General features: G+C 31.9%; 16 protein-coding genes and 1 pseudogene. 11 read left to right on the forward strand and 6 right to left on the reverse strand.

Annotated features, from left to right (window positions below):
- Positions 1-15: 15 nt before the first annotated feature.
- The 3 genes from D2A34_RS09490 to D2A34_RS09500 all read left to right on the forward strand — a co-directional run bounded on the left by D2A34_RS09490 (position 16) and on the right by D2A34_RS09500 (position 5,932).
- Complete coding sequence (locus D2A34_RS09490) at positions 16-1,227, forward strand: efflux RND transporter periplasmic adaptor subunit (RefSeq protein WP_119366447.1); 1,212 nt, start codon at positions 16-18, stop codon at positions 1,225-1,227.
- Positions 1,228-1,240: 13 nt separating this feature from the next.
- Positions 1,241-4,294 carry an efflux RND transporter permease subunit gene (locus D2A34_RS09495; protein ID WP_119366448.1) on the forward strand — a complete coding sequence of 1,018 codons (3,054 nt, stop codon included), beginning with the start codon at positions 1,241-1,243 and terminating at the stop codon, positions 4,292-4,294.
- A gap of 300 nt (positions 4,295-4,594) precedes the next feature.
- Positions 4,595-5,932 (forward strand): methyl-accepting chemotaxis protein, encoded by a 1,338-nt coding sequence (locus tag D2A34_RS09500; RefSeq protein WP_119366449.1) that lies wholly within the window; start codon positions 4,595-4,597, stop codon positions 5,930-5,932.
- Positions 5,933-6,219: 287 nt separating this feature from the next.
- Here D2A34_RS09500 and D2A34_RS09505 read toward each other — a convergent pair whose 3' ends face one another.
- Genes D2A34_RS09505 through D2A34_RS09530 form a run of 6 tightly spaced genes read right to left on the reverse strand, consistent with a single transcriptional unit; the run spans position 6,220 to position 11,820 of the window.
- On the reverse strand, positions 6,220-7,296 hold the full coding sequence (locus tag D2A34_RS09505) for an ATP-grasp domain-containing protein (protein WP_182629336.1): 1,077 nt from the start codon (positions 7,294-7,296) through the stop codon (positions 6,220-6,222).
- Positions 7,277-8,158 carry a UDP-3-O-acyl-N-acetylglucosamine deacetylase gene (locus D2A34_RS09510; protein ID WP_182629337.1) on the reverse strand — a complete coding sequence of 294 codons (882 nt, stop codon included), beginning with the start codon at positions 8,156-8,158 and terminating at the stop codon, positions 7,277-7,279. Before D2A34_RS09510 ends, D2A34_RS09505 begins: the two co-directional genes overlap by 20 nt.
- The gene (locus tag D2A34_RS09515; protein ID WP_119366452.1) at positions 8,145-9,119 is read right to left on the reverse strand and encodes a CgeB family protein; all 975 of its coding nucleotides are present in this window, start codon (positions 9,117-9,119) and stop codon (positions 8,145-8,147) included. Before D2A34_RS09515 ends, D2A34_RS09510 begins: the two co-directional genes overlap by 14 nt.
- A gap of 2 nt (positions 9,120-9,121) precedes the next feature.
- Positions 9,122-9,811: a WbqC family protein gene (locus D2A34_RS09520; RefSeq protein WP_119366453.1), complete on the reverse strand. Its 690-nt coding sequence runs from the start codon at positions 9,809-9,811 to the stop codon at positions 9,122-9,124.
- Between the two features lie 17 nt (positions 9,812-9,828).
- The gene (locus D2A34_RS09525; RefSeq protein WP_147357738.1) at positions 9,829-10,812 is read right to left on the reverse strand and encodes a GNAT family N-acetyltransferase; all 984 of its coding nucleotides are present in this window, start codon (positions 10,810-10,812) and stop codon (positions 9,829-9,831) included.
- A gap of 45 nt (positions 10,813-10,857) precedes the next feature.
- Positions 10,858-11,820, reverse strand: coding sequence for a Gfo/Idh/MocA family protein (locus D2A34_RS09530; protein ID WP_119366455.1), 963 nt, complete (start codon positions 11,818-11,820; stop codon positions 10,858-10,860).
- A 135-nt stretch (positions 11,821-11,955) separates the two neighbouring features.
- Here D2A34_RS09530 and D2A34_RS09535 point away from each other — a divergent pair.
- The 8 genes and pseudogenes from D2A34_RS09535 to D2A34_RS09570 all read left to right on the forward strand — a co-directional run.
- Positions 11,956-12,309, forward strand: a pseudogene (locus tag D2A34_RS09535) (IS701 family transposase); the annotation flags it as partial.
- Positions 12,310-12,818: 509 nt separating this feature from the next.
- Positions 12,819-15,134 carry a glycosyltransferase gene (locus tag D2A34_RS09540; protein ID WP_119366456.1) on the forward strand — a complete coding sequence of 772 codons (2,316 nt, stop codon included), beginning with the start codon at positions 12,819-12,821 and terminating at the stop codon, positions 15,132-15,134.
- Between the two features lie 57 nt (positions 15,135-15,191).
- Positions 15,192-16,307 carry a hypothetical protein gene (locus tag D2A34_RS09545; protein ID WP_079437903.1) on the forward strand — a complete coding sequence of 372 codons (1,116 nt, stop codon included), beginning with the start codon at positions 15,192-15,194 and terminating at the stop codon, positions 16,305-16,307.
- A gap of 162 nt (positions 16,308-16,469) precedes the next feature.
- Positions 16,470-17,387 (forward strand): glycoside hydrolase family 5 protein, encoded by a 918-nt coding sequence (locus D2A34_RS09550; protein WP_243128286.1) that lies wholly within the window; start codon positions 16,470-16,472, stop codon positions 17,385-17,387.
- 86 nt (positions 17,388-17,473) lie between these two features.
- A complete protein-coding gene (locus D2A34_RS09555; protein WP_119366457.1) occupies positions 17,474-18,895 on the forward strand; it encodes an MBOAT family O-acyltransferase in 1,422 nt (473 codons plus the stop codon).
- Between the two features lie 43 nt (positions 18,896-18,938).
- Positions 18,939-20,153: an alginate O-acetyltransferase AlgX-related protein gene (locus tag D2A34_RS09560; RefSeq protein WP_119366458.1), complete on the forward strand. Its 1,215-nt coding sequence runs from the start codon at positions 18,939-18,941 to the stop codon at positions 20,151-20,153.
- 485 nt (positions 20,154-20,638) lie between these two features.
- Complete coding sequence (gene pfkB, locus D2A34_RS09565; protein ID WP_119366459.1) at positions 20,639-21,544, forward strand: 1-phosphofructokinase; 906 nt, start codon at positions 20,639-20,641, stop codon at positions 21,542-21,544.
- A 46-nt stretch (positions 21,545-21,590) separates the two neighbouring features.
- On the forward strand, positions 21,591-23,516 hold the full coding sequence (locus D2A34_RS09570) for a PTS fructose transporter subunit IIABC (RefSeq protein WP_119366460.1): 1,926 nt from the start codon (positions 21,591-21,593) through the stop codon (positions 23,514-23,516).
- The last annotated feature ends 523 nt before the right edge of the window (positions 23,517-24,039 follow it).

The raw sequence follows: 24,039 nt of genomic DNA on the forward strand, positions 1-24,039 counted from the left end.
ATAATAGGAGGACATATGAATAAGAAAATATTAGCAGGATGTGTAGTATTTCTTAATATTTTTATATTAGGCAGCTGTAGCGATGAAAGTAACTCAAAAGCAGAAACAAAAACTTATCCAGTAAAAACTGTAGAACTTCAAGATAAAAGTTATCCAGTTTCCTTGGAATATGAAGGCTTGACAGGAGGGAGTGAAGTTAGAAAGCTTTCTTTTAAAAGCTCAGCAAAAGTAGCTAAAATATATGTTTCAAAAGGACAGCAGGTTAAAAAAGGAGATAAGCTTGTTGATTTAGATAAAACAGATTTAAAGTTTGCAATGGAGGGCTCAAAAGCACAAATGGAAGCTGCTTCAGCACAGTATGAAAAAGCAGTAAATGGAGCGGATGCAGAGGATATAAATAAAGCACAAATTGCAGCAAAAAATGCTGAGGATAATTATAATTACTGCAAGGATTTATATAATAAAAACCTTACTTTATATGAAATGCATGCAGTTACTAAGCAGCAGCTTAATGATATTAAAATTAAATTAGATGGAAGTGAAAGTGAATTTAACGCTGCAAAGGAAACTTTAAATCAGGTTCAAAATGGAACTAGGAGTGAAGATAAGAAAGCAGCACTTGGGCAGCTTAATGCTGCAAAGGCTGATTATAATTCGAAAGTTGATTTGTTTGAAGATGGTTCTCTTACAGCAGATGTAGATGGCTATGTAGTAGATGTTATTTGTAAAGAAGGAGAAATGCAGCCAGCAGGATATCCAGTTGTATTAATTAGAAGTGAAAATCAGGTGGTTACAGTAGGATTATCTGATGAAGATGTAAAGAAGATACAGCTTGAAACAAAAGCACAAGTTAAAATTGATGATGCTAAAGTAGAGGGAGAAGTTATGAATATAGTTCAAATGGCTGATAGCAAGTCAGGGACATATAGTGCAGAAATTAAACTTTTAACTCCGATAGATAATAGTAAATTTTATATAGGCCAATCTGTAAAAGTTTATATTAATGAAGGAGAAAAGGGTGGAATTTGGATTCCTATTACGACTATTTTAAATGATGGACAAGATTATGTTTATGTTGTAGAAGACGGACGTGCTGTTAAGAAAAATATAACTTTAGGGCAGACTAACGAAAATCAAGTGTGTGTGGAAGGCTTAAAAAGTGGAGATAATCTTGTTAATGAAGGTATGAAAAATATAAAAGCTGGATATCAAGTTTCAGTAAACTAAAGGAGGAGAAATTATGGGATTGATAAATGCTGCTATAAAAAATAAAAAGATAGTATTGTTTTTAGTGTTAATTGCTATCGTCGCTGGTCTAGGATGTTATCATTATATTCCTAAACAAGAAAGTCCAGATGTTTCATCACCAGCAGCAATGATTACAACTATTTATCCAGGAGCTTCTCCTAAAGATGTAGAAAGTTTAGTAACAAAAAAAATAGAAGATAAGGTAGAAGAAATAGATGGATATGATTATGCTGAATCTTTCTCACAAAATAGTGCATCTATTGTCATTGTTTATTTAAATAGTGATGCTGATAAAGATAAAGCCTGGCGAGCATTAAGAGATAAGGTCAAAGATTTAAAATCAGAGCTTCCAGATGGCTGTGAAGAAAGTACGATAGATACAAAGCTTACTGAAACAGCAGGTATAATTTTAAGCGTATCTGGTGAAAATTATTCTTATGAACAACTAGGAAATTATGCTGATGATATTAAGAAGCAATTAGGTAATGTCAGTGGTATTTCAAGATTTGATATAAAAGGAAAACAGGATAAACAAGTAAAAGTAGAGGTGGATTTAAGTAAAATAAATAAATACTCTATTTCTCTTGAGGAAGTATGTGGAGTATTAAAGGCGCAAAATGTAGAAATTCCATCTGGAGATTTGGAGCTTAAAACTGGGAAAATTAAAGTGCAAACACCTGGAAGCTTCACATCCATTAAGGATATAGAAAATACAATTGTAGGAGTTTCAACGGAGAGTGGACAAACTTTGAAGCTTAAGGATATAGCTACTGTGAAGATGGATTATGATGACGATTCAGCTTATAAGTTCACGGATAACGGAGAAAAGGCAGTGCTCCTTGCAGGGTATTTTCAAGATAATAAAAATATAGTTTTAATTGGAGATGATGTAAGAAAAAAATTAGATGAGGTAAAGAAACAATTGCCACAGGATTTAAAGATAGATGAGGTTACTTTTCAACCTAAAGACGTAGATGAATCGGTTTCCTTCTTTATGAAAAATCTTGAAGAAGGTGTAATTCTAGTTGTTATAACTGTTCTTATAGGGATGGGAATTAGGAATGCACTAGTAGTATCTTCAGTAATTCCAATATCTATTGCTCTATCATTTATTGCTATGGAGGTTTTAGGAATAAAAGTTCATCAAATGTCAACTACAGCTCTCATTATAGCACTCGGAATATTGGTAGATGATGCAATTGTAATAGGTGATGTTGTACAAGTTGGAATTGATGATGGATTGTCTGGAGATGAAGCAGCGTTTAGAGGAATTAAAAAGTTATTTGTGCCTGTATTTACCTCCACGTTAATTATAGTTGGCGCTTTTGCCCCTCTTTTAAATATACCGGGAGCTGTGGGAGAATTTATACGAACACTGCCACAAGTAGTAATGATTTGTATAACTTGTTCATATATATCAGCATTATTTATAACTCCTGCTATGTCATCCTTATTTTTTAAGAAAAGTAAAGTAGCTGCGAAGGAAAATAAAATTCAAAAGTTCTTTCATAAACTTTTGAATTATGGGCTTCAGCATAAAATAAAAGTGATTGCTGCCTCTTTACTTATATTTGCAGTTTCAATGGGATTAATGAATTTACTAGGGTCGCAATTTTTCCCTTATGTAGATAAGAATGTTATTTATATAGATGTTTCTAATGAAAAATTTGAAGACATAGAAAATACTGGTGAATTAGTAAAAGGAGTAGAAGATGTTTTAAAACCCCAAGAAGAAGTTACAGGTTATACTTCAGCGATAGGAGGCGGGATGCCTAGTTTTTACATTACACTCCCTACAGTTGCACCATCAAAAGATACTGCACGAATTATGGTTAAAGTAGATTTAGATAAAACTAAAACATTTAAAACAAGAGAAAAGTTTGTAGAATATATACAAACTCAGTTGGATAATAAAATATCTGGTGGAACTGCAACAGTAAAACTTTTAGAACAAGCAGAACCAATAGGATCACTGATTAGATTAAGACTTACAGGAGATGATTTAGATAATATTTATGCTGCGTCGGAACAAATACAAGAGAAATTAAAAAATATGCAAGGTACTACAAATGTAAGAGATGATGCAGCTAAAAAGACATATGAATATGAAGTGAATATAGATAGTGATAAAGCATCTCAATATGGTTTGTTAAAGTCTGACATCTTAAAACAGATAAACATTGCCTTAAAAGGATATGCAGGGTCTGTTTATAGAAAAAGCGGAAGCGAATACGATATATTAGTTAAAAGCAATATTAGCTCAGTAGAAGATTTGAAAAACTTACAAGTAAAATCAAGTATTACAAGTAATAAGATTTTACTATCTCAAGTTGCAGATATAAAACTTAATTCTCAATTGGATCAAATAAAGCATTATAAAAAGGAAAAGACTGTAACAGTATTTAGTGATTTAAAATCAGGTTCTAACTCAAGTGATATAGAAAATGAATTGAAGCAGGAAATAGGTAAAATGGATCTAAATGGTGTAAATGTTCTTTATGATGGAGAACAAAATCAAATAGAAACAAACTTTACAAGCTTAGGTATTGCGGGCGTGCTTACAATAGTAATAATTTATATCATTCTATTTGTTCAATTTAAGTCGTTTATACAACCTCTTGTAATAATATATTCACTGCCACTATCATTAATAGGAGTAATAATAGGGCTGCTAATGTGTAACATGCCGCTATCCTTAACTGCTGTTATGGGAATAATAAGTTTAATAGGAGTAGTTATAAGAAATGCCATTTTACTTGTAGAATATATAATTGAAGGCAGACATGAAGGTCTTTCCATAGATGAAGCTTGTATACATGCTGTAAGTTTAAGATTCAGACCTATAATATTAAGTTCAGTAGCAACTATTACAGGGCTTATACCACTTGCACTATCAAAGAGTACATTATTTGGACCAATGTCTGTAACCATAATATTTGGACTTGCATCAGCAACTTTCCTTACATTTATAGTAGTGCCAGTTATGTATTCTTTGGTTAATACTAAAATTGAAGAGAATCAGGCAAAAGCTAAAGTGATTAACTAGAAACTTTCAATTAAAAAATATTTGCTATATTTAAACTTAAGAAACATGGATAATGTGTTAATTTGCATATTGACAAAAGTACTTTTAGTAAATAAACTGATACTATAAATACTAAACTGGTATAATTTAGAACTGAAGATTTATGAAAAGAAGTTAATACGAGTAAACTCAAGCTTTACTCGTATTTTTTATAAAAAGAAACACCATGGAAGAAACTCCAAATTTTATTAAAAATGTTTTTGGTTTCAATCAAATTGTAAAAAATTGACGATATAATTCTACTTTTGAGGAGGAATTTTTATGAACATGAAAGAAAAAATTTTAAGTTCTACTTTGGATTCTATTAAATTTAAATTAATAATTGCTATTGTAATTGTGCAATGCGTCAGCTCCTATATAGGACAAGGTGTAAATTTAGCTATAGCAAGAGGAAGAGATGCACTACAGGGAGTAGGTGTGGCTACTTTCTTTTTAGATGGTGCTGTTGGTGTTTTTGTATCTGCTGCTATAAGTATAATAATATCAGTTTTTATCATAGTTTATATTTATGATAAATTGGTTTTAAAAAGACTTAAAAAAGTATTGAGTTTCACACAAAAATTAGGCAATGGAGATTTGTCCGGGGAGATTAATTTTAAAGGACATGACGATATAAGCAAGTTGGGAGAGAGTTTAAATAAAGCTGTATCAAATATAAAAATATTAGTATCAGATATAACTAATATTTCTCAAAATATTAATACTTCAAGCTATGAATTATTAGAAGGTACAAAAAGCTCTAGGTCAAGCATAAATACTATTAATTCAACTTCATCTACACTTTCTGATGAAGCGTTTAGTTTAATAGATACTACTCAAAAAGCAAATTTATCCATAGAAGAGATAGTAAAGACAAAAGAATTACTTTTAACTAAAGTAAAAGATAGTTTAACTTCATCAACTGAAATGGAAACAAGGGCAGAGGAAATGAAACTAAAAGTTTCTAGTTCACTTGAAAAAGCAAATATAACTTATAGTGAAAAACAAGAAAAAATTCTTAGAGCTATTGAAGCAGGTAAAATAGTTGAAGAAATTAGGATAATGTCTGATACCATAAAAGGTATCTCATCTCAAACAAATCTCCTTGCATTAAATGCGTCTATTGAAGCTTCAAGAGCAGGTGAACAAGGTAAGGGGTTTGCGGTAGTAGCTGAAGAAGTAAAAAAACTAGCTGAGCAATCCGCAGAAGCTATTTCAAATGTGAACAATCTCATTGTCCAAGTAAGAGAAGTTTTTGATAACCTTGCAATTAGTTCTCAAGATATTTTAAATTATATTGATAACAATGTTAAGGCAGATTATGAATTATTACTTCAAACGGGTGAGCAATATCAAAATGATGCTAAGCTTATAAATGATATATCTATAGAAGTCACTTCATCTGCTAAATCAATGAATAACTCAATTGGAGAAATTAGCAAAGTCATTGATGAAGTTGCTTATATATCAGGAAAAACTTCAGATTCAACAGTTGAAATTAATCATAGTTTATCTGAAATAAATTTAATTATGAATGAAGCGAAAGGTTCCATGGAAAATCAAGTTGTTTTAGCTAATAGATTAAAGAAATCTGTTGAAAAATTTATATTAGAGAAATAGTGAACTAAAGAAATTTTCTTGTTTTATAAAAATATAAATTATATATATTTTGTCATATTATTGTCACAAATCTACGGTAGTATATAAATATAAAGTAGTTAAAAATTATTTATCCCCTATTAAATAAATATTAACCAGTATTTAGAATGGTCTATACACCCTAGTAGATCATTCTTTTTTATTTTATCAATTGCATTTGAATATGACACACTGTTGTCAAATTCAAAATGCTAGAATAAAAATGTATTAAACGCAAATTTTTATAGGAAGAAGATGCATTAGCATATCTAGTGAAGTCTGGATGTAGAAAGCGAGTTAAGCTTATCTAGTGAGAAGTAATAATCCATGTACTGTCTAAGTACAAGGCCAGTTGCTGGGCTGCCGGGTATTACCTCCTGGCAAAGCACCTCTGAGCGTATTAAGCTTTCTGGCTCATTTATTCCAAATAGTAAACGCATGCCTGTAGAACTGCTGAACCTAGGATTTATTTCGAAAATTACTGGCATGGAGTCTTTAAGGCGCAATTGAATATTTATAGCCCCATAGGCTCCAAATGTACTTATAGCCTTGGCACAATAATCTGCAATATGGTGATAATCATCAGAAACTGCAGCAATAGAAACTCCTTCCAGTAAATACCGCCTTAAAGCTATTTTGGAAATGACCTTTCCTTTTTGATTTATGCAAATCCCTACGGTAAACTCTTGCTCCTCATCTGTAAGGTATTCCTGTATTATTAGGCTTTCCTTACCCTTTATATTTTCAAGTAGCTGCTGCTTATCCTTAACTAGAACAACACCTACTGAACCACGTCCAAAACGCGGCTTGACTATCAAGGGAAACCCAGTGCTTTCAATAAATGAGGAGAGCATGCCAGCATCTTCAGGGTACCTGATAGTTGCAGGAATTTGAAAACCTGAGCTTGATAAATGGCACATGGTGAGCCACTTATCGGTGCAAAGCTCTATCACTGTAGGAGGATTTACAAACACCTTTGCTCCTGTAGATATTTCAAGTGATTCTCTATTTCTTGAATAAAAGGGAAGCTCCGCTGTAGAGCCGATAAATATCGCTTTAATCTGATGATTTATACAAAGATTTTTAATAAACATATAATAGATTTCTTCATCTGCTACCTGTGGAGCGATATAGCTTTTGTGGGCAAAGAATAAACCTAGGGAATATGGATTAGAGTCAATTGCTATTGTTTCAACAGGAAGCACCGATTCTTTCAGTGACCTGATAATACCCTGCCCGTATACGGAACCTGCACCTGTAATAAGTACTCTGAGAGCACTATTGATTTCATTCACAAGTGTTTTTTCATCTATACCAAGCATAGGTTTAGGTAAAACTCTCATCATTACACTCCTCATAAATTTTTTTACACAGCTCTAGATTTAACCGGTGACCGGATCTGAATCCTATTACATGTCCCTGTACCTTTTTCCCAAGTAGCCCAAGGTCTCCGAGAAGGTCAAGGACTTTATGTCTGGCAGGTTCATTGGGCCATTTCCACGACCTGTACTCATCCGCGGATTTGACTACCAATACATTTGAGCTGACTTTCCCAGTTAGGTTTACAACATCTTCAAGCTCTGACTCAATTATATAAGAACGGGCATCTGCCAGCTCTTTAGCAAAGGTTTCTGGAGTTATGTCCATTTCAGCTACTTGAGAAAATTGCGGCAGATTGGGATAGTCAACCATATAGGTTAGTTTAAATCCATCGTAGGGAAGAGCCATAAGGAACTTTTCATATTCCATATCCTCTAAGCTTTCATGTTTATATACAATAATTGGCTTAAGTATTTTTATCGTTTCCTTCTTGGCAGTTTGTTCCACTATCCCAGCTCCTGTGAGTGCCTCTTTGAACATTTTACTGCTGTAATCCTCTGTTACGGGCAGGCTGGCCTGTTCTAGCTCAATAAATACGTTGTCTAAGCATAATCCTGATAAGGCTGCCAAGGCATGCTCCGTGTGTTCGATGCGAACATCTCCATCAACAAGAGAAGTCCATCTGTATTCAACCTTTGCTTTTTCTAGTGAGCATTTTATTTTAGGGCAGCCTGGCAGGTCGTTACGGATAAATATTATACCAGTACTCGGCGGGGCTGGATAAAAAGTTACTTTTGCATCAGTTCCGCCAGAAATGCTAGTACCCATTAATGAAACCCTTTGTTTAATAGTTGTCTGATTATCCATTTCAATTTCAATTCCTTTCAACTAAACTGCAGAAATCAAGAATTTGTCTGGCCCGTTCCTTATAACTATGTCTTAAATAAACCTCCTGCTGACCATTACGCGCTATTTCTTGTCGTACTGCGGTATTTTTAAGAAAATAATTTACCAGGTCAACTGTGTCTTCTTGGGAAGAGGCACATGACAGGTGAACATTATTTATAAACAGCTTGGTGACAGATGGTGTTGGTACCGTAAGCAAAAAACCTCCCGAACCTAGTACTTCAAAAGTTCGAGATGTTAACATGTCATGGTCATTTTGCAAACCTAATATAATTCTAGCTGAATTATATACTTTATTTGTTTCCTCATAAGGTAGTTCACCTTTAAGCATGTGCTTTGGGATCTTAAAACCCATTAGCTCCTCATTAAAACTGTCCCAGCGCTTACCCCAAATAGCAATGTTATATCCTCTTTCTACCAAAGGCTTAAGTAATATCTGAACGCTATCCTTCCGATATGACTTCCACTCTCGTCCGCCATTTCCAATTAGGACCACATCATAATCATATTTACTACTTGGAGGTTCACTTTTATTGAATTCGGGATTGCAGCCAAAATCCAGATGCCCGGCTGGAAGCCCAAGCTCCCTGTATTTATTTACACTACCAGGATGTATGGTCATAACTGCATTAGGTTTAAAGGTTTCAATACACCTGAAGGAACATTTTTCTGTCCATCTTGGATCTTCAGTTGCCCAATAGACATGTTTTACCTTATATTTAGAAGCTCTTTTCGTAAGCTCGTCTATATGCTTACGGCTATATCTGCGGTAAGCCCATCCCGTTGTTATCATAATATCAGGCCTAAAGTTGTCAATTGCATCTGTTATAGAACTTCTACTTAAATCCTTCAGGATAAAAACAGGGCAGTTCAATTCTCCAAAGCCCTGGGGTAGACCAAGAGTATATTTAGAACTATGTGCAAAAAACAGTATTTTTTTCATACTTACACCTCTTTCAATAAAAGCTTGCGTGTGCCTGCTGTCCCACAATTAAATAACATATCAACTATTGACAAGTTGGGTATAAAATTGCCCCAAAGCTGGGGATATGATATAGGCTCATAATCCAAATACTCCAATTTAATACCTTGTTTTTCAAAAATCTCTGGCTTATTATATGCTTTTCCTCCAATACCGGACAGGTAGCTATCAGCAGAAAAGTGGCGGCAGATTGCAACTATCAGCTCATTTTTTCGAAGCTCAGAAAATTGAGGTAAATCTGATAAAAACACAAGCTTTGTTTTAAGTCCAAGCAGGTCATGTACCAGTTTGATAAAAGCTATGTTGGTATCTATAAGATATCCAGTATCTTGCAATACCTGCTCCATCATTGGGAAAACTTCTTTGAAATGAGGCGCCTTTGTGTAGTTTACTTTGAGTGCCATAAGATGATTCCTTTTAAAGCCCGGTATGACAGTAACTTCATTAAACCGCTGCAAGCCCATGCCTTTGCGTTTTACCGGCACTGTTAGTATTTGAGTGCCTTGGGAAGTTTTGATAAGATTCCTATTATCCAATGAACTGCCTGTTTGAAACTGAGCAGTATCTAAAATAAAAAAAATATCACACTGTGCCATCTTAACAAAATATCCTGGCCAGGGAATATAATTTGGTTGATGACCTGCTAATTTCATTACCTCACTCCTTTAAATTATTGCCTATTGTTTATTTCATACAAATAGCATTCCCGAAGTAGTCCATGTCCTCCATAGCCTTCTTTGAAATGGAACAACCCTGTATTAACGATACTTCCTTTTGCCTCAGTGGAAATACCAAAATCTAAATAAGAAAAGCCGTTTTTTAGTCCCCATTCCATCATATGACCGAAAATAAGGTTTAAGGGTCGCTTATGCTGAAAACCATCGTGGTGGGCAATATAAAAACAGTTTATAACTCTATCGTTCAGTAAAAATGCCAAAACACCTGCGACAGGAGTTACTCCTTCATATGCTGCAAAGAGTTTTATCCTGTCTGGATAAAGGGTTTTTAGATGTCTGATTTCATCTAATGTATGTGCAGGCTTTGCATTATGATTAAGTTTAAGTTTATGTTCCAAAATGGGCCAAAAATCATTTATATCGGCATCCTCCACCACTGATAGCCCACTTTTCAATGCCTTCTGATAGTTTCGAAAAGCTGTGCCACTCATTACCCGCTTTGCAAAAGATCCCTCACCTTTTTTTAGCTCAAGGACTGTGGCCAGCTCTGTATACTCAAGCCTAAACCCAGAAAACCTTAAAGCAAAGTCCAGTTGGTCTGAAAGCTCCTTATGGTAAACCTTCGGAACAGGTTTTAGCCGTATATAGTCAAAACCAGCAGTGGCACAATATTCAATAAGGGCACTTACAAGCTCCAGACATTTTTTAGTGCCTAGACTGGACTTTACTATGAGCCCTCCATGGGAAGCGCCAGGATGGGAAACTAGGATGCGTTTATCCTCTTGCTCTATAACGGCAGCAGGAAGAACAGCAATGATTCTCTTATCCTCCATAAATATCAGGGAATGATCTGAAAACCTGTCTGAAGGATGATAACTTAGGAATCTTCTCTCCTGCATAAAAGTGCCGTTAACTGAGGACCTCACAAATGCCTCCCATTCATTCTCAAATTCTTTTGAATAGATCTTTACATACAATATAATTTCACCACACCTTTCTGATTATAGTGCTTACCATCTCCATCAAAAGATGTTGATTTTCTCTCCGCCTTTTGCGAGAGATTTTGAAATGCAATCGATTATTTTTGCTACAAATTCTATATTTTCTTTGCCGCTAAGAGGCTCCTTGTGTTCTCTAATACATTCCATAAAATGAATACACTCCAGTGTCAGAGGTTCCGAATTATCTTCCATTGCCAAAAAATGTTCCTGCTCGACCTTATTGAAGATTTTGATTTTTCTATCAGCAGTTTGTGTATCGTCAAATACCAATTTTGTTTTTGATGCAACCAGTGTTATTTTCCTGGTTTTTGACCTATGAATGAAGCTAGCAAATATAGAAGCTATTTTACCATTGGGGAACCCCAACAGTATATTGATAACATTGTTATAAGTACTTTGAATATATCTTTCACCATGGGCAATTACCCAGATAGGGTCCATCCCTATGAGGTGGCGGGAAAGATAAATATCATGAACTGCCAGATCATAAAGAACATCTACATTGGGGGCCTGAGAGGTGGAACTGGTTCTGGACATGTTCAAGTAACAGAGATCATCGATAATATGTTTTTCTTCTAGAAGCCCCTTTATCCTTTTGACAGCAGGGTGGTAAATCAATGTATGGCCGGCCATCAATACGGTATTTTGAGCAGTAGCCAATTCAATTAGATCATGACTATCTTTCCTGTTAATTGTCACAGGCTTTTCTACGAGAACAGCTTTACCTTTGCTTATTGCTTCCTTCGCCAGCATGTAATGACTTTCAGGTGTTGTGGCTATGATAACTCCCTGTACCTCACTGTCATTTAATATATCTGCTTTATTTTCAGTGAACCTAGTCTGAGGGTAAACAGCAGCTGCCTGATTTAGCTTTTCATAGTCTAGGTCGCAGGCCCACTTCAATTCACAACCATCTATAGCATTTACAGTTTTAAGATAATTTTTTCCCCATTTTCCACAGCCTATCAAAGCAAGCTTCATCATTGCAATTACCTCTCAATTACATACTAATTATATGCCGGAGCACCATATATTAGCATATTCACCACGCATAGAAAATGTTACTTACATTGAGGATCCTCATCTGGTAAGGTTAAAAAAATAAAAGATGTTTCTTTTTCCGACATAGCGGAGCTTGCTCCTTCGAGGCATCGAACTAGTAGTACTAGATTTTTTTCAAATAGTAATTGGGATGAAAAACCTTTAGAAAGAGCATTGAAATCGTGTATCATAGAACTGATCTGGGCTAAATCAAGAGAATCAAGACAACCAATATACTTTATTATTGATGACACTATTTCTGAAAAGACAAAGCCCTCGTCAAAGGCTAAAAATCCAATTGAAAAGTGTTCATTTCATAATTCTCACTTAAAAAGTAAGAATGTATATGGTCATCAAATAGTAGTTTCTTTACTATCGTGTGGCGGGTTAGTTCTACCATACTCAATTGATATCTATGATAAAGAATCTATATAAAAAATATGTTGAATAAAATAATTTTGAAATGCCACAATGAACATAAAAAGATTACTATATATGCATGTGTTAGTATAATTTACATGTAGAATTAATATAAAGATTTTTTCTTAATTGAATTATAATAATTAAGAAGACTGCATTAGCCATCCCACTTGGCTAGGCATCTAACTATAAATTTTATTCAGGATACAGATACGTTTATATCTGTATCTTTTTTTTGCTTTCAATGATGGTTATGAACAAGGTGAAAGAGATGGATGTCAAAGAGCAAAGCAATGTGCTTTGAATTGTATAAATGACATAAGTTGTTCTTAAGTTCTTAAATAAGAAAACAGTATTTTAAAGTAGAGGAGTTATATTTATAATATGCTCCTCTATTTTATTTCCTTATTCAAGAATTAAACCCAAATACTCAATATATTTTTAATACAAATAAACTGATATCATTATATTAGAATAACAACAGTATTAATTGGAGAAAAAAGTCGAAAGAGGTGATTGTTATGAATTTGAAAGTTTTAAGAAATAAATTTTTAATTATAGGAACAATAGTATCCTCTGTTATTTATCTTGTATGGAGAATATTCTTTACAATACCTTTTGGGTACGGAATTGTGGCGATTACATGTGGGATTTACTTACTACTGGTTGAAATAGTAGGTATGATAGAGGCAGCTATACATTATTATAGTATGTCAAATATAGAATATCCTGTTAAGCCCAATGTAGATGATATCTTATTTCCAGATGTGGATGTATTTATAGCAACATATAATGAACCAGTAGAATTATTATATAAAACAGTTAATGGATGTATTAACATGGATTATCCAGACAAAAGTAAAGTACATATATTTATCTGTGACGATTCTAATAGGGCAGAAATGAAAGAACTTGCAGATTCAATGGGGATTAACTATATAACTAGAACTGAACATATAGATGCTAAAGCAGGAAACTTAAATAATGCATTAGCAAAAACAAATTCACCATTAATTGTAACTTTTGATGCAGATATGATTCCAATGCATGATTTTTTAACAACATGTGTTCCTTATTTCTTAACTGAAGAAAAAATAGGATTTGTTCAAACTCCGCAGAGTTTTTATAATCCAGATTTATTTCAATACTGTTTGTTCTCCGAAGGGAGAATTCCTAATGAACAAGATTATTTTTACCGTGATGTACAAGTTTCAAGAAATAAGACTAATTCAGTTATATATGGTGGTTCTAATACAATGATTTTGAGAAAAGCATTAGAAGAAATCGGTGGATTTTACACGAAAGTAATAACTGAAGATTTCGCTACAGGATTACTAATTCAAAGCAAAGGATATAAGTGTTATGCAATTAATGAGATCCATGCCTCAGGGCTTTCACCATCAGATTTAAAAAGTTTAATCAAGCAAAGGGAAAGGTGGAGCAGAGGGTGTATACAGACAGGTAGAAAACTAAACATTCTTTTTAGAAAAGGCCTTAATATAGAGCAAAAACTTAGTTATATATCCGCTATTTCTTATTGGTACTCTTGCTTAAAAAGATTGGCATATATAATGGCCCCAATTATGTTTTCTGTATTTGGAGTAGTTGTTCTAAAATGTAATCTGATACAGGTTCTTATTTTTTGGTTGCCAATGTATTTATTTAGTGATGCAACTCTTAAGAAATTATCAAATAACATAAGAAGTACTAAATGGACTAATATATATGAAACTATTTTATTTCCATCACTTCTTCCTGTTGTTATTCTTGAGACTTTGGGAATATCTCAAAGAAAGTTTGCGGTGACAAGAAAAGATGGAAAGGCTGAAGATGATAGAAATTATCAGATAAAAAAGATTATACCTCATTCTTTTTTTGCGGTGCTTTCTGTAATTGGGATTATAAATTGTATTAAAATGACATTTGAGACGGGTTCTCCTGCATATAGTGTTTTATTGTTTTGGCTTATAGTAAATCTATACAATATTATAATGTCAATATTTTTCATGTTAGGGAGAAACGCTTATAGGAAATCAGAGAGAGTTTCTGTAGAAATTGATTGTAATATTTCTTATGGTAATAAGACAATTAATTGTAAAACTATTGATATTTCCGAAGGTGGTATCGGAATTGTTTTAGATGAACCAATATATATACCTTACGATAGAAGTTTAGATATAGCGCTATCTACAGAAAGGTATGTGTCTAAATTTAAAGGACAAATTGTTCAAGTAAGTGAAATTAGAGAGAGTTGGAAATATGCACTTAAAATTAGTGAAATAGATGATTCTAACCTTAAAAAATTATTATCATTAATTTATGATAGAGAGCCTACATTACCTAAATATATTGAAAAAAATAACAGTATTTTTGATGACATTAGAATTAATATATTGAGTAGGGGAAAGAAATCGAATTTACTAAACAGAAAACTTCCACGTATAAAATTAAACAAGAAGTTAAAATCTGAGGAATGCGGAGAAATTATAATTAATGACTTTAACTATGAATATGCGGTTATAAAAACAGATCTAAAATTCAAAAATAATAAAGTAATAACTGTAAAAATTGAAGATGAAATAACTATTAGATTTATATTAGATAAACAAATAAATTATAATGAATCATTTAAAAAGAAAAAACAAAAAATAGATACGTCATTACAATTATATAAAATACAAGAATATGAAACTATAGCAGAAGATGAGGTTTTTAAAAGTAAGTTGTCAAGTTGGCAAGTTGAGTGTAAACATGATTTGCTAAGGCAGAAACAAGAAAGCGTGGAACAGATCAAATTGAAATATTTAGATGAATTTGATGAAATGTTATATATATAGTAAATAGTAAGTTATGAATATATTTAAAGGTTATGTTTGCGTCAATAGGGGGATATAATGATATTTGAAAAGTTACGAAGAAAAATAATAACAACTATTTGTATTACATTAGTATGTTTTATGAATTCTATGAGTGTATATGGAATATCAGATTCAGATTATGAGAATTTTAATCCAGTGAATATTCAAAAAATAATGGATGCAGGACATATAGAAATAGAAATAGGTAAAGCTAGTGAATATCAGTTAAATGTTGATATGAATACCATGGGATTAGGTAAGGGGTATTATACCGCATATTTATATGAAAACCAATATAGAGACTGGTCTAATTATGAGGCGATGAGTTTTTATATATCAAATGAAAGTGATAATACAATAAGGATAAATATGGATGTAAAAAGATATGATGGAAAAGTTTTATCCCCATCAGATAATAGTAACATTGTAGTTAAGAGGGAAACTTCAGAAATGTTGGAGAAAATGCAACCTTCTTTTGGGACAATAGAATTACCACAAGGTTTTAAGGGAAGAATATATATGCCGTTTAATAGCTTTAAAGAGAAAGGAGCGAATAGTGAAAGCGCTTTTAACGGAATAACTCAAATCACTTCGTGGGGAATTATTGCTACAATGCCGGAGAATGATAAAGGTAGATTTAGTCTAAGTAACTTTCAACTAATAAATAAAGAATCAAGTATTGAATATTATTTAAATTCGGATATATCGATTAAAGGTGACAATATTGTAGAGATACCAGTTGTAGGAGAATCGATCTCAGAATATAGAACTAACGAAACTAATAAAAATGTAAAGTTTCAACTATTAGATAGTATAGATGGGGTATCAATAAATGAGAATGGACGTTTATCAGTGAAGCCAGATGTAGAGGCTCAAAATATAAGAATAAGTGCTGTTTTAGATAATAGATTAATAGAAATAATGGATGTTCAATTAATTAAATCCTGGACATTAAGTGCTAGGGAAGTAGATGGTACTAGTAAGAGTATCCCTAGACCGGAGGAGATATCAAACATTTTATCAAACAATGATAAATTTATATTAAGTGAGAAATTTTTGAATTCAGTAAGAATTATAGCTTGCATTATATGCGCAGCATTTGCCACATTATATTGGTGGTGGAAAAGAGAGAAGAATAATAAAACTTCTTAGAATAGAATAATAAATTGACTGGTGTGAAGATTTTTCTTTAATTAGTGAAAAAAGGAGGAATCAATTATAAAGGCTAGATATATAATAATATGTTTATTTATGGTGTGTATCATAATTACATCAGGGATTTTATTTGAATGTGATTCTAAAAGTCGAAAAAATTTGGAATTTAAGTCTTGTATGAATATTGGAAATACGCTTGAAGCACCTAAAGGTATTTCATGGGGTGTTCAAATGAAGCTAGAATATTTTGATGATATAAAAAAAGCTGGATTTGATAGTGTAAGAGTACCCGTAAGATTTTCAGATTATGCAAAGAATTCACCTAATTATGTCCTTGAAGAGGATTTTATGAAACAGTTAGATTCATATGTGAATTATGCACTTAAAGATAATTTAATTGTGATATTAGATTTTCATCATTTTGAGGAGGTAATGCAGGATCCAGAAAAATATAAAGACTGTTTTATTAGTATTTGGAGGCAACTAAGCGAAAGGTATAAAGATTATCCCCCAGAACTTGTTTTTGAATTATTGAATGAACCTAAAGATAATTTAAAAGGCGATATTTGGAATGGATTCATAAAAGATGGGGTAGCAGAAATTCGTAAGAATGATAAAAATAGAATGATAATTGTCGGACCAGATAATTATTATTCTGTATATAGGTTAGAGGCACTTTCGATTCCAAAGGATGAAAATATAGCAGTATCGTTTCATTATTATGAACCAAATAACTTTACTTTTCAAGGGAATCAATATCATCCAGGATTTGAGAATCTAAAGGATATTAAGTGGAATGGGTCTAAAGAGGAAATAGATTATTTAAAATCACGTTTTGATATTGCAAAAAAATGGTCTGAGAAAAACGATGTTAATATATTTTTAGGTGAATTTGGAGCTAATCAAAATGCACCTGCTGAAGATCGAAAGCGTTGGACAGAGGCCGTTAGAAAAGAAGCTCAAAATTACGGTTTTAGTTTTGGATATTGGGAATTGTGTTCATGGTTTGGAATATATGATTCAAATACCGGTAAGTGGGATAAGGAAATGCTAGATGCACTTCTGCCAAACAAATAAAGATTATATGTATGAAATTAAAATTTATATACTATTAAAGATTTAAAATTATATAAAAATAAGAACAATAGTAAGGGGGGAAGATATTGCTTTTTTCAAGCGTAATATTTTTATTCTATTTTCTACCTATAGTTTTATTAATGTACTATGGAACAATTTTTTCTAGGAAATTACAAAATATAATATTACTTATCTTCAGTTTGTTTTTCTATGCATGGGGAGAATCAAAAGTTGTACTTTTACTAATCAGTTCTATATTAATAAACTATATTTTTGCGTTGGGAATTGAAAGATACAGAAGAAATGAGAAAGTTTCTAAAATAATTATAATAATTATGTGTACAATTAACTTATCGCTGCTTTTTGTGTTTAAGTACTTAGGGTTTGTAATTCGAAATATTAACGAAATGCAAAGTTATCAATTAGTAGTTCCTAAGTTAGCACTTCCAATAGGTATTTCATTTTTTACTTTTAAAGCTATTTCTTATGTTATTGATGTTTATAGAGGAAAATGTGTTGCTGAAAAAAATCCTTGCTATGTAGGACTTTATATAGCATTTTTTCCTCAAGTTCTTTCTGGACCAATATCACGTTACACAGAAATTAGCGAGCAAATATTAAATAGAAAAGAGACTTTAAGAAAATTTTCAGTAGGATGTTGCAGATTTATAATTGGTTTAAGTAAAAAAGTTTTAATATCGAGTAGTATGGCTGTAATTGTAGATAGGATATTTCAAATGAATTCTAATATTGCCATACCTATAAGTCTTGCTTGGCTTGGATCAATAGCATATACACTTCAAATATTTTTCGATTTTTCTGGATATTCAGATATGGCGATTGGTTTGGGTCTAATGTTTGGATTTAAGACTAATGAGAATTTTAATTATCCATATATATCTAAATCTATTACAGAGTTTTGGAGACGGTGGCATATATCTTTAAGTTCATGGTTCAGAGACTATGTTTACTTTCCTCTTGGTGGATCAAGAGTATCAAATAAAGATAAGGTTATAAGGAATTTACTAGTTGTATGGCTTTTAACTGGTATTTGGCATGGAGCTGAGTGGACTTTTATTATATGGGGATTATTAAATTTTGTATTTATTACGATTGAAAAAGTTTTTTCGTTTGAAAAATTAGAAATCAATAATAAAGTAAGACATATTTATGCATTGTTTATTATTAATTTGGGATGGGTTTTATTTAGATCAAAAGATTTAATAGAAGCTGGAAATTACATAGGGTGCATGTTTGGAGCTAAGAGTAATGGTTTTTGGAGTGATTACACGTTCATGTTTATCAAAGAAAATTTAATTTTCTTTATAGCAGCTATTATATTTAGTACTCCGATTGCAAAGAAAACAAATAAGTTTATTGTAGATAGTGCACCAGGACATAAAGTACTTGAAGTTATATATCCATTTGTTATGATTTTATTGTTTTTTGTATGCATTACTTATATCATAAAAGGAACATATAATCCTTTTATATATTTTAATTTTTAGAAGAAAGATTTTATTTTTTAGAAGAAAGGAGGAATATGAATCAATGGAGAACATATTTAGGAAAAAAATAATTACTTCAATAATATTCATAGGATTTCTATTTCTATTTTCTATTTTCAATGGATACTCCATGTACACTAAATTTAAAGAAGTATTTAAAGATAAAGAGATAAACTTATCAAACTTAGATCAAGTATCTAAGTTAGTTGAAAGTACAGCAAATGAAAATGTTTATGGGAGATATAGATTTATAGATGGATATGGATACTTACAAAAAGTAATGGATAAAAATGAAGAAAATAATTTTGAAGTTATAAAAGATAAAAATGGATTTATGCATTACACATTTATAGCATATCAACCTAATCCAGTATATGAAATTGTGACAAGAACACAAGCTTTTAAAGAAGGGTTAGTTAATAAAAATACAAAATTTATATATTTGATGACACCGGATAAATATATTAGAGGTTATTCGGAATTATCTACAGGAATCCCATATAATTATGCTAATGAAACTGCAGATAACTTTTTGGACTTGCTTAGCAAAAAAGATGTAGACAACATTGATTTACGACAAAATTTAACTGAAAGTGGAATTCCACTAGATGATTTATTTTTTAAGACAGATCATCATTGGAAAATAGAAACCGTATTTTGGGAATTTGGCCAATTGGTTAATATACTGAACAAAGATTATGATATGAATTTAGATCCTAATGGATTTTATACTAATAAAGAAAATTATAATTTTATTCAATATAAGGATTCATATATTGGATCTATGGGAAGAAAAACGGGAGTTTATTATGATGGAGCAGATGATTTTACACTAATATACCCTAAATTCAAAACAGCTTTTTCATACTATTCAAAAACAGGAGATCAAGAAGCTAAATTAGAAGGAAGATTTGAGGAAGCATTATTAACTGTATCGCCATTTAGGACAGAAAAAGGAGTTTACTCGTTAGAAGCTGATAAATATTCGGCGTATCTTTTTGGAAATAGAGGAATAGTACATGTACAAAACAAAGATAATCCTAATGGTCCTAAAGTACTGTTTATTAAAGATTCATTGGCTGTACCACTCGCGGCATTTTTATCAACTGTTTGCTCAGATGTTTATTTAGTTGATCCTAGATATTATAAAGATGATATTCCTAGTTATGTGAATGGAATTAAGGATCTAGATTTTGTATTCATGTCGTTTTCTCCACAGGATTTAACAGAAGAATTTTTTCCTTTTTATAAAGAATAACTATAGTTTAGAGGAATTTCAATGGAAAATATAAATATGTGGATAATTAAGAGCTGTACTGGTGTGGTAACTAGTATAGCTTTTTTATTCATTTTTTAATATGAGTCGTTGTAACCACTGAAGTGAATTATTAAAAAATTTGTATTTACGAGTATTCGATAAAGAAATGAGGAATATTAGGAGCATTATTACAAAAACTAAATGAATCAAAAAAACAATCAATATAAATCAAAAAAACAATAAAATAGAGCATAAATAATCCGCTAATAACGGTAATTGCAAAAAAAGATGATTCTTTTTGATTTATTATGAAAGAAAATGATTGAAATTTGTTGAAATATAAGTTATTATTAAATCACAGGAATAGCGATAATGTTTCAAGAGAGAGGCTTAATATCATTCTTAAAGAAACAAAAGATATAGGTATCAGTTACTGATTTAAAATAATGTTAATTATGAAAACAATGTAGTAGAGGTGTTAAAAAATGATTAATACAATAACGCTTAATCCTTCGTTGGATTATATCGTCAAAGTTGATTCTTTTAAAGTTGATTCTTTAAATAGAAATCAAGAAGAACAAATTTATGCTGGCGGTAAAGGAATAAATGTATCTATAGTTCTTAAAAACTTAGGAGTTGAAAATACAGCGCTTGGATATGTTGCAGGGTTTACTGGAGATGAAATATTAAGACAAATTAGAGGTTATGGAGTAAGTTGCGATTTTATAAAATTAAATAATGGTTTTTCTAGAATCAATGTAAAGCTTAAAAGTGATGGGGAAACAGAAATTAATGGTTCTGGTCCTGAAATTACAAGCGAAGATTTAAAAATACTATATCAAAAGCTTTCTGGTTTAACTAAAGGTGATTACTTGATATTATCAGGAAGCATACCAAACAGTGTGCCAGATGATATCTATGAAAACATTATAATTAGTTTATTAGATAAAGGTGTAGAATTCATTGTTGATGCAACAAAAGATTTACTATTAAAAGTATTAAAATATAAGCCATTTTTAATAAAACCAAATCATCATGAACTTGCGGAAATGTTTAATGTTGAGTTGAAAAGCGATGAAGACATAATTAAATATGGTAAAAAACTTCAAGAGATGGGAGCGAAAAATGTTCTTATTTCAATGGCAGGGGATGGAGCTATTTTATTGCCTGAAAATGGTGAAGCTATAAAGAGAGAAGTTCCAAAAGGAGTTCTAAAAAATTCGGTTGGAGCTGGAGACTCAATGGTAGCAGGTTTCTTATGTGGATATCTAAAAAATAACGACATAGATGAAGCATTTAAAATGGGAATTGCTACTGGTAGTGCAAGTGCTTTCTCAGAAGAACTTGCAACAGAAAAAGAAGTATATGAATTATTAAAACAATTTAATTAAATTATACGAGGTCATAATATATTCTAAGTTTTAGGGAGGATCAAAAATGAAGATTGTAGATTTATTACACAAACAAGGTATTAACTTAAATTTTAATCCGAGCACAAAAGAACAATGTATTAATGAATTAGTTGACTTAATGGATAAGACAGGGAACTTAAATAATAAAGAAGAATATAAAAAGGCAATATTGGCTAGAGAAGAATTAAGCACAACAGGAATTGGAGATGGAATAGCAATTCCACATGGAAAAACAAGTGCAGTAAAAAAAGCATCTCTTGCAGCAGCAATCAGCAAAACTGGTGTTGACTATGATTCGTTAGATGGTCAACCTGCACATCTTTTCTTCATGATCGCTGTACCAGATAATAATGATAATTTACATTTAGAAGTATTAGCAAGATTATCTACTATATTAATGGATGAAAGCTTTAGAACAAGCTTAATCAACTGTTCTGATAAAGATGAATTTTTAAAATTAATAAATAAAAAAGAAATGGAAAAATTCCCGGATGAGGTAAAGGAAGAAGTTAAAACTAATTCTAATGGTTATAAAGTTTTAGCAGTTACTGCTTGCCCAACTGGAATTGCACACACATACATGGCTGCAGAAAGCCTTGAAAATAAAGGTAAAGATATGGGAATTTCAATAAAGGTTGAAACAAATGGTTCTGGAGGAGCTAAAAACGTTTTAACTAAAGAAGAAATTGCTAATGCTGAATGTATAATCATAGCAGCTGATAAAAATGTTGATATGGCTAGATTTGATGGAAAGAGACTAATTAAAACTAAGGTTGCAGACGGAATTCATAAAGCATCAAAATTAATAGAAGAAGCTACTAGTGGAAATGCACCTATTTATCATCATACTGGAAATACAGGTGACAGCGATTCAAATGTTGCAGACGAATCAGTAGGTCGCAAAATTTATAAACACCTTATGAATGGTGTATCACATATGTTACCATTTGTTATTGGTGGAGGAATCCTTATAGCTTTAGCATTCCTTTTTGATACATTTAATCCTGCTAATCCTAGTGGTTTCGGTTCTGGTACACCACTTGCAGCAGTTTTAATGAAAATTGGTGGTAGTGCATTTGGGTTTATGTTACCAGTACTTGCTGGATTTATTGCAATGAGTATTGCAGATAGACCAGGTCTTGCTGTAGGTTTCGTTGGGGGAGCGCTAGCTAGTTCAGGTGTTACTTTTGCTAATGCGTTTGATTCAAAACTTCCGGCAGTAAGTTCAGGTTTCTTAGGTGCATTACTTGCAGGTTTCGTTGCAGGATATCTAGTTCTTGGACTTAAGAAATTATTTGCAAATTTACCTAACAGCTTAGAAGGTATAAAACCAGTATTATTATATCCTTTACTGGGAATATTCTTAATAGGTGTTATAATTCTATTCATAAACCCAGCTATGGGAGCTATAAATACAGGTATTAGTGGTGCGCTTAGTTCAATGGGTGGAACAAGTAAAATTCTTTTGGGAATTGTTGTAGGTGGAATGATGTCAGTTGATATGGGTGGTCCTGTTAATAAGGCAGCGTATCTTTTTGGTACAGCATCACTTGCTAGTGGAAACTTTGATATAATGGCAGCTGTTATGGCTGGTGGTATGGTTCCACCACTTGTAATCGCATTATGTACAACATTCTTCAGAAATAAATTTACTGAAAAGGACAGACAAGCGGGAATTGTAAACTACGTAATGGGACTTTCATTCATATCAGAAGGTGCAATACCTTTTGCAGCAGCAGATCCAATAAGAGTATTACCTTCTTGTATAATTGGGTCAGCAGTAGCAGGAGCATTATCGATGGCATTTGGATGTGCATTAAGAGCACCTCATGGTGGAATATTTGTTATAGCAATTGTATCTAATCCATTAGCATATCTTGCAGCTATAATTGCTGGATCTGTAGTTGGTGCTATAATACTAGGTATATTAAAGAAACCAGTACAAGAATAACAGTCCATAATTTATTAATTCATAATATATATTAATCAAAGAGCGATCTTCAAATAATCAATATATTTGAAGATTGCTTTTTTTATTTATATAGAAGTTTTTAACTTATTTGAGTACTTGAATGTAATAGATGTAAAAATGGATTGTAAGGAAAACGGTGATATATAACATGGGATCCAAAGACAAGAGGTGAATATGACACAAAAAAACATGACTTTAAAAAATAGAAAAAGGGCGATTAAAAATTAATAATCTAAATAAACTTAAGGATGAATTAAAAAGAGAAGTATATAACATAAATGAATTTGATGATTCTATTGATGTGGAATGGAAGTTGGGTTGGAATCATTACTAATGTAAATCATTTGAATTTATTTATAGACAAGGATAAAAGTTATAAAATATTTATTAAATAAATCTATATAAACCCTGATGCTAAAAATCATATTATAAGAGATACATACTTAAGAAGCTTAGTCAAAATGAAAATGGAGGTTACGCTTACTTTTGCAGACATTAATTA

It is taken from the genome of Clostridium chromiireducens (genome assembly GCF_003575225.1).
Lineage (GTDB): Bacteria > Bacillota > Clostridia > Clostridiales > Clostridiaceae > Clostridium > Clostridium chromiireducens.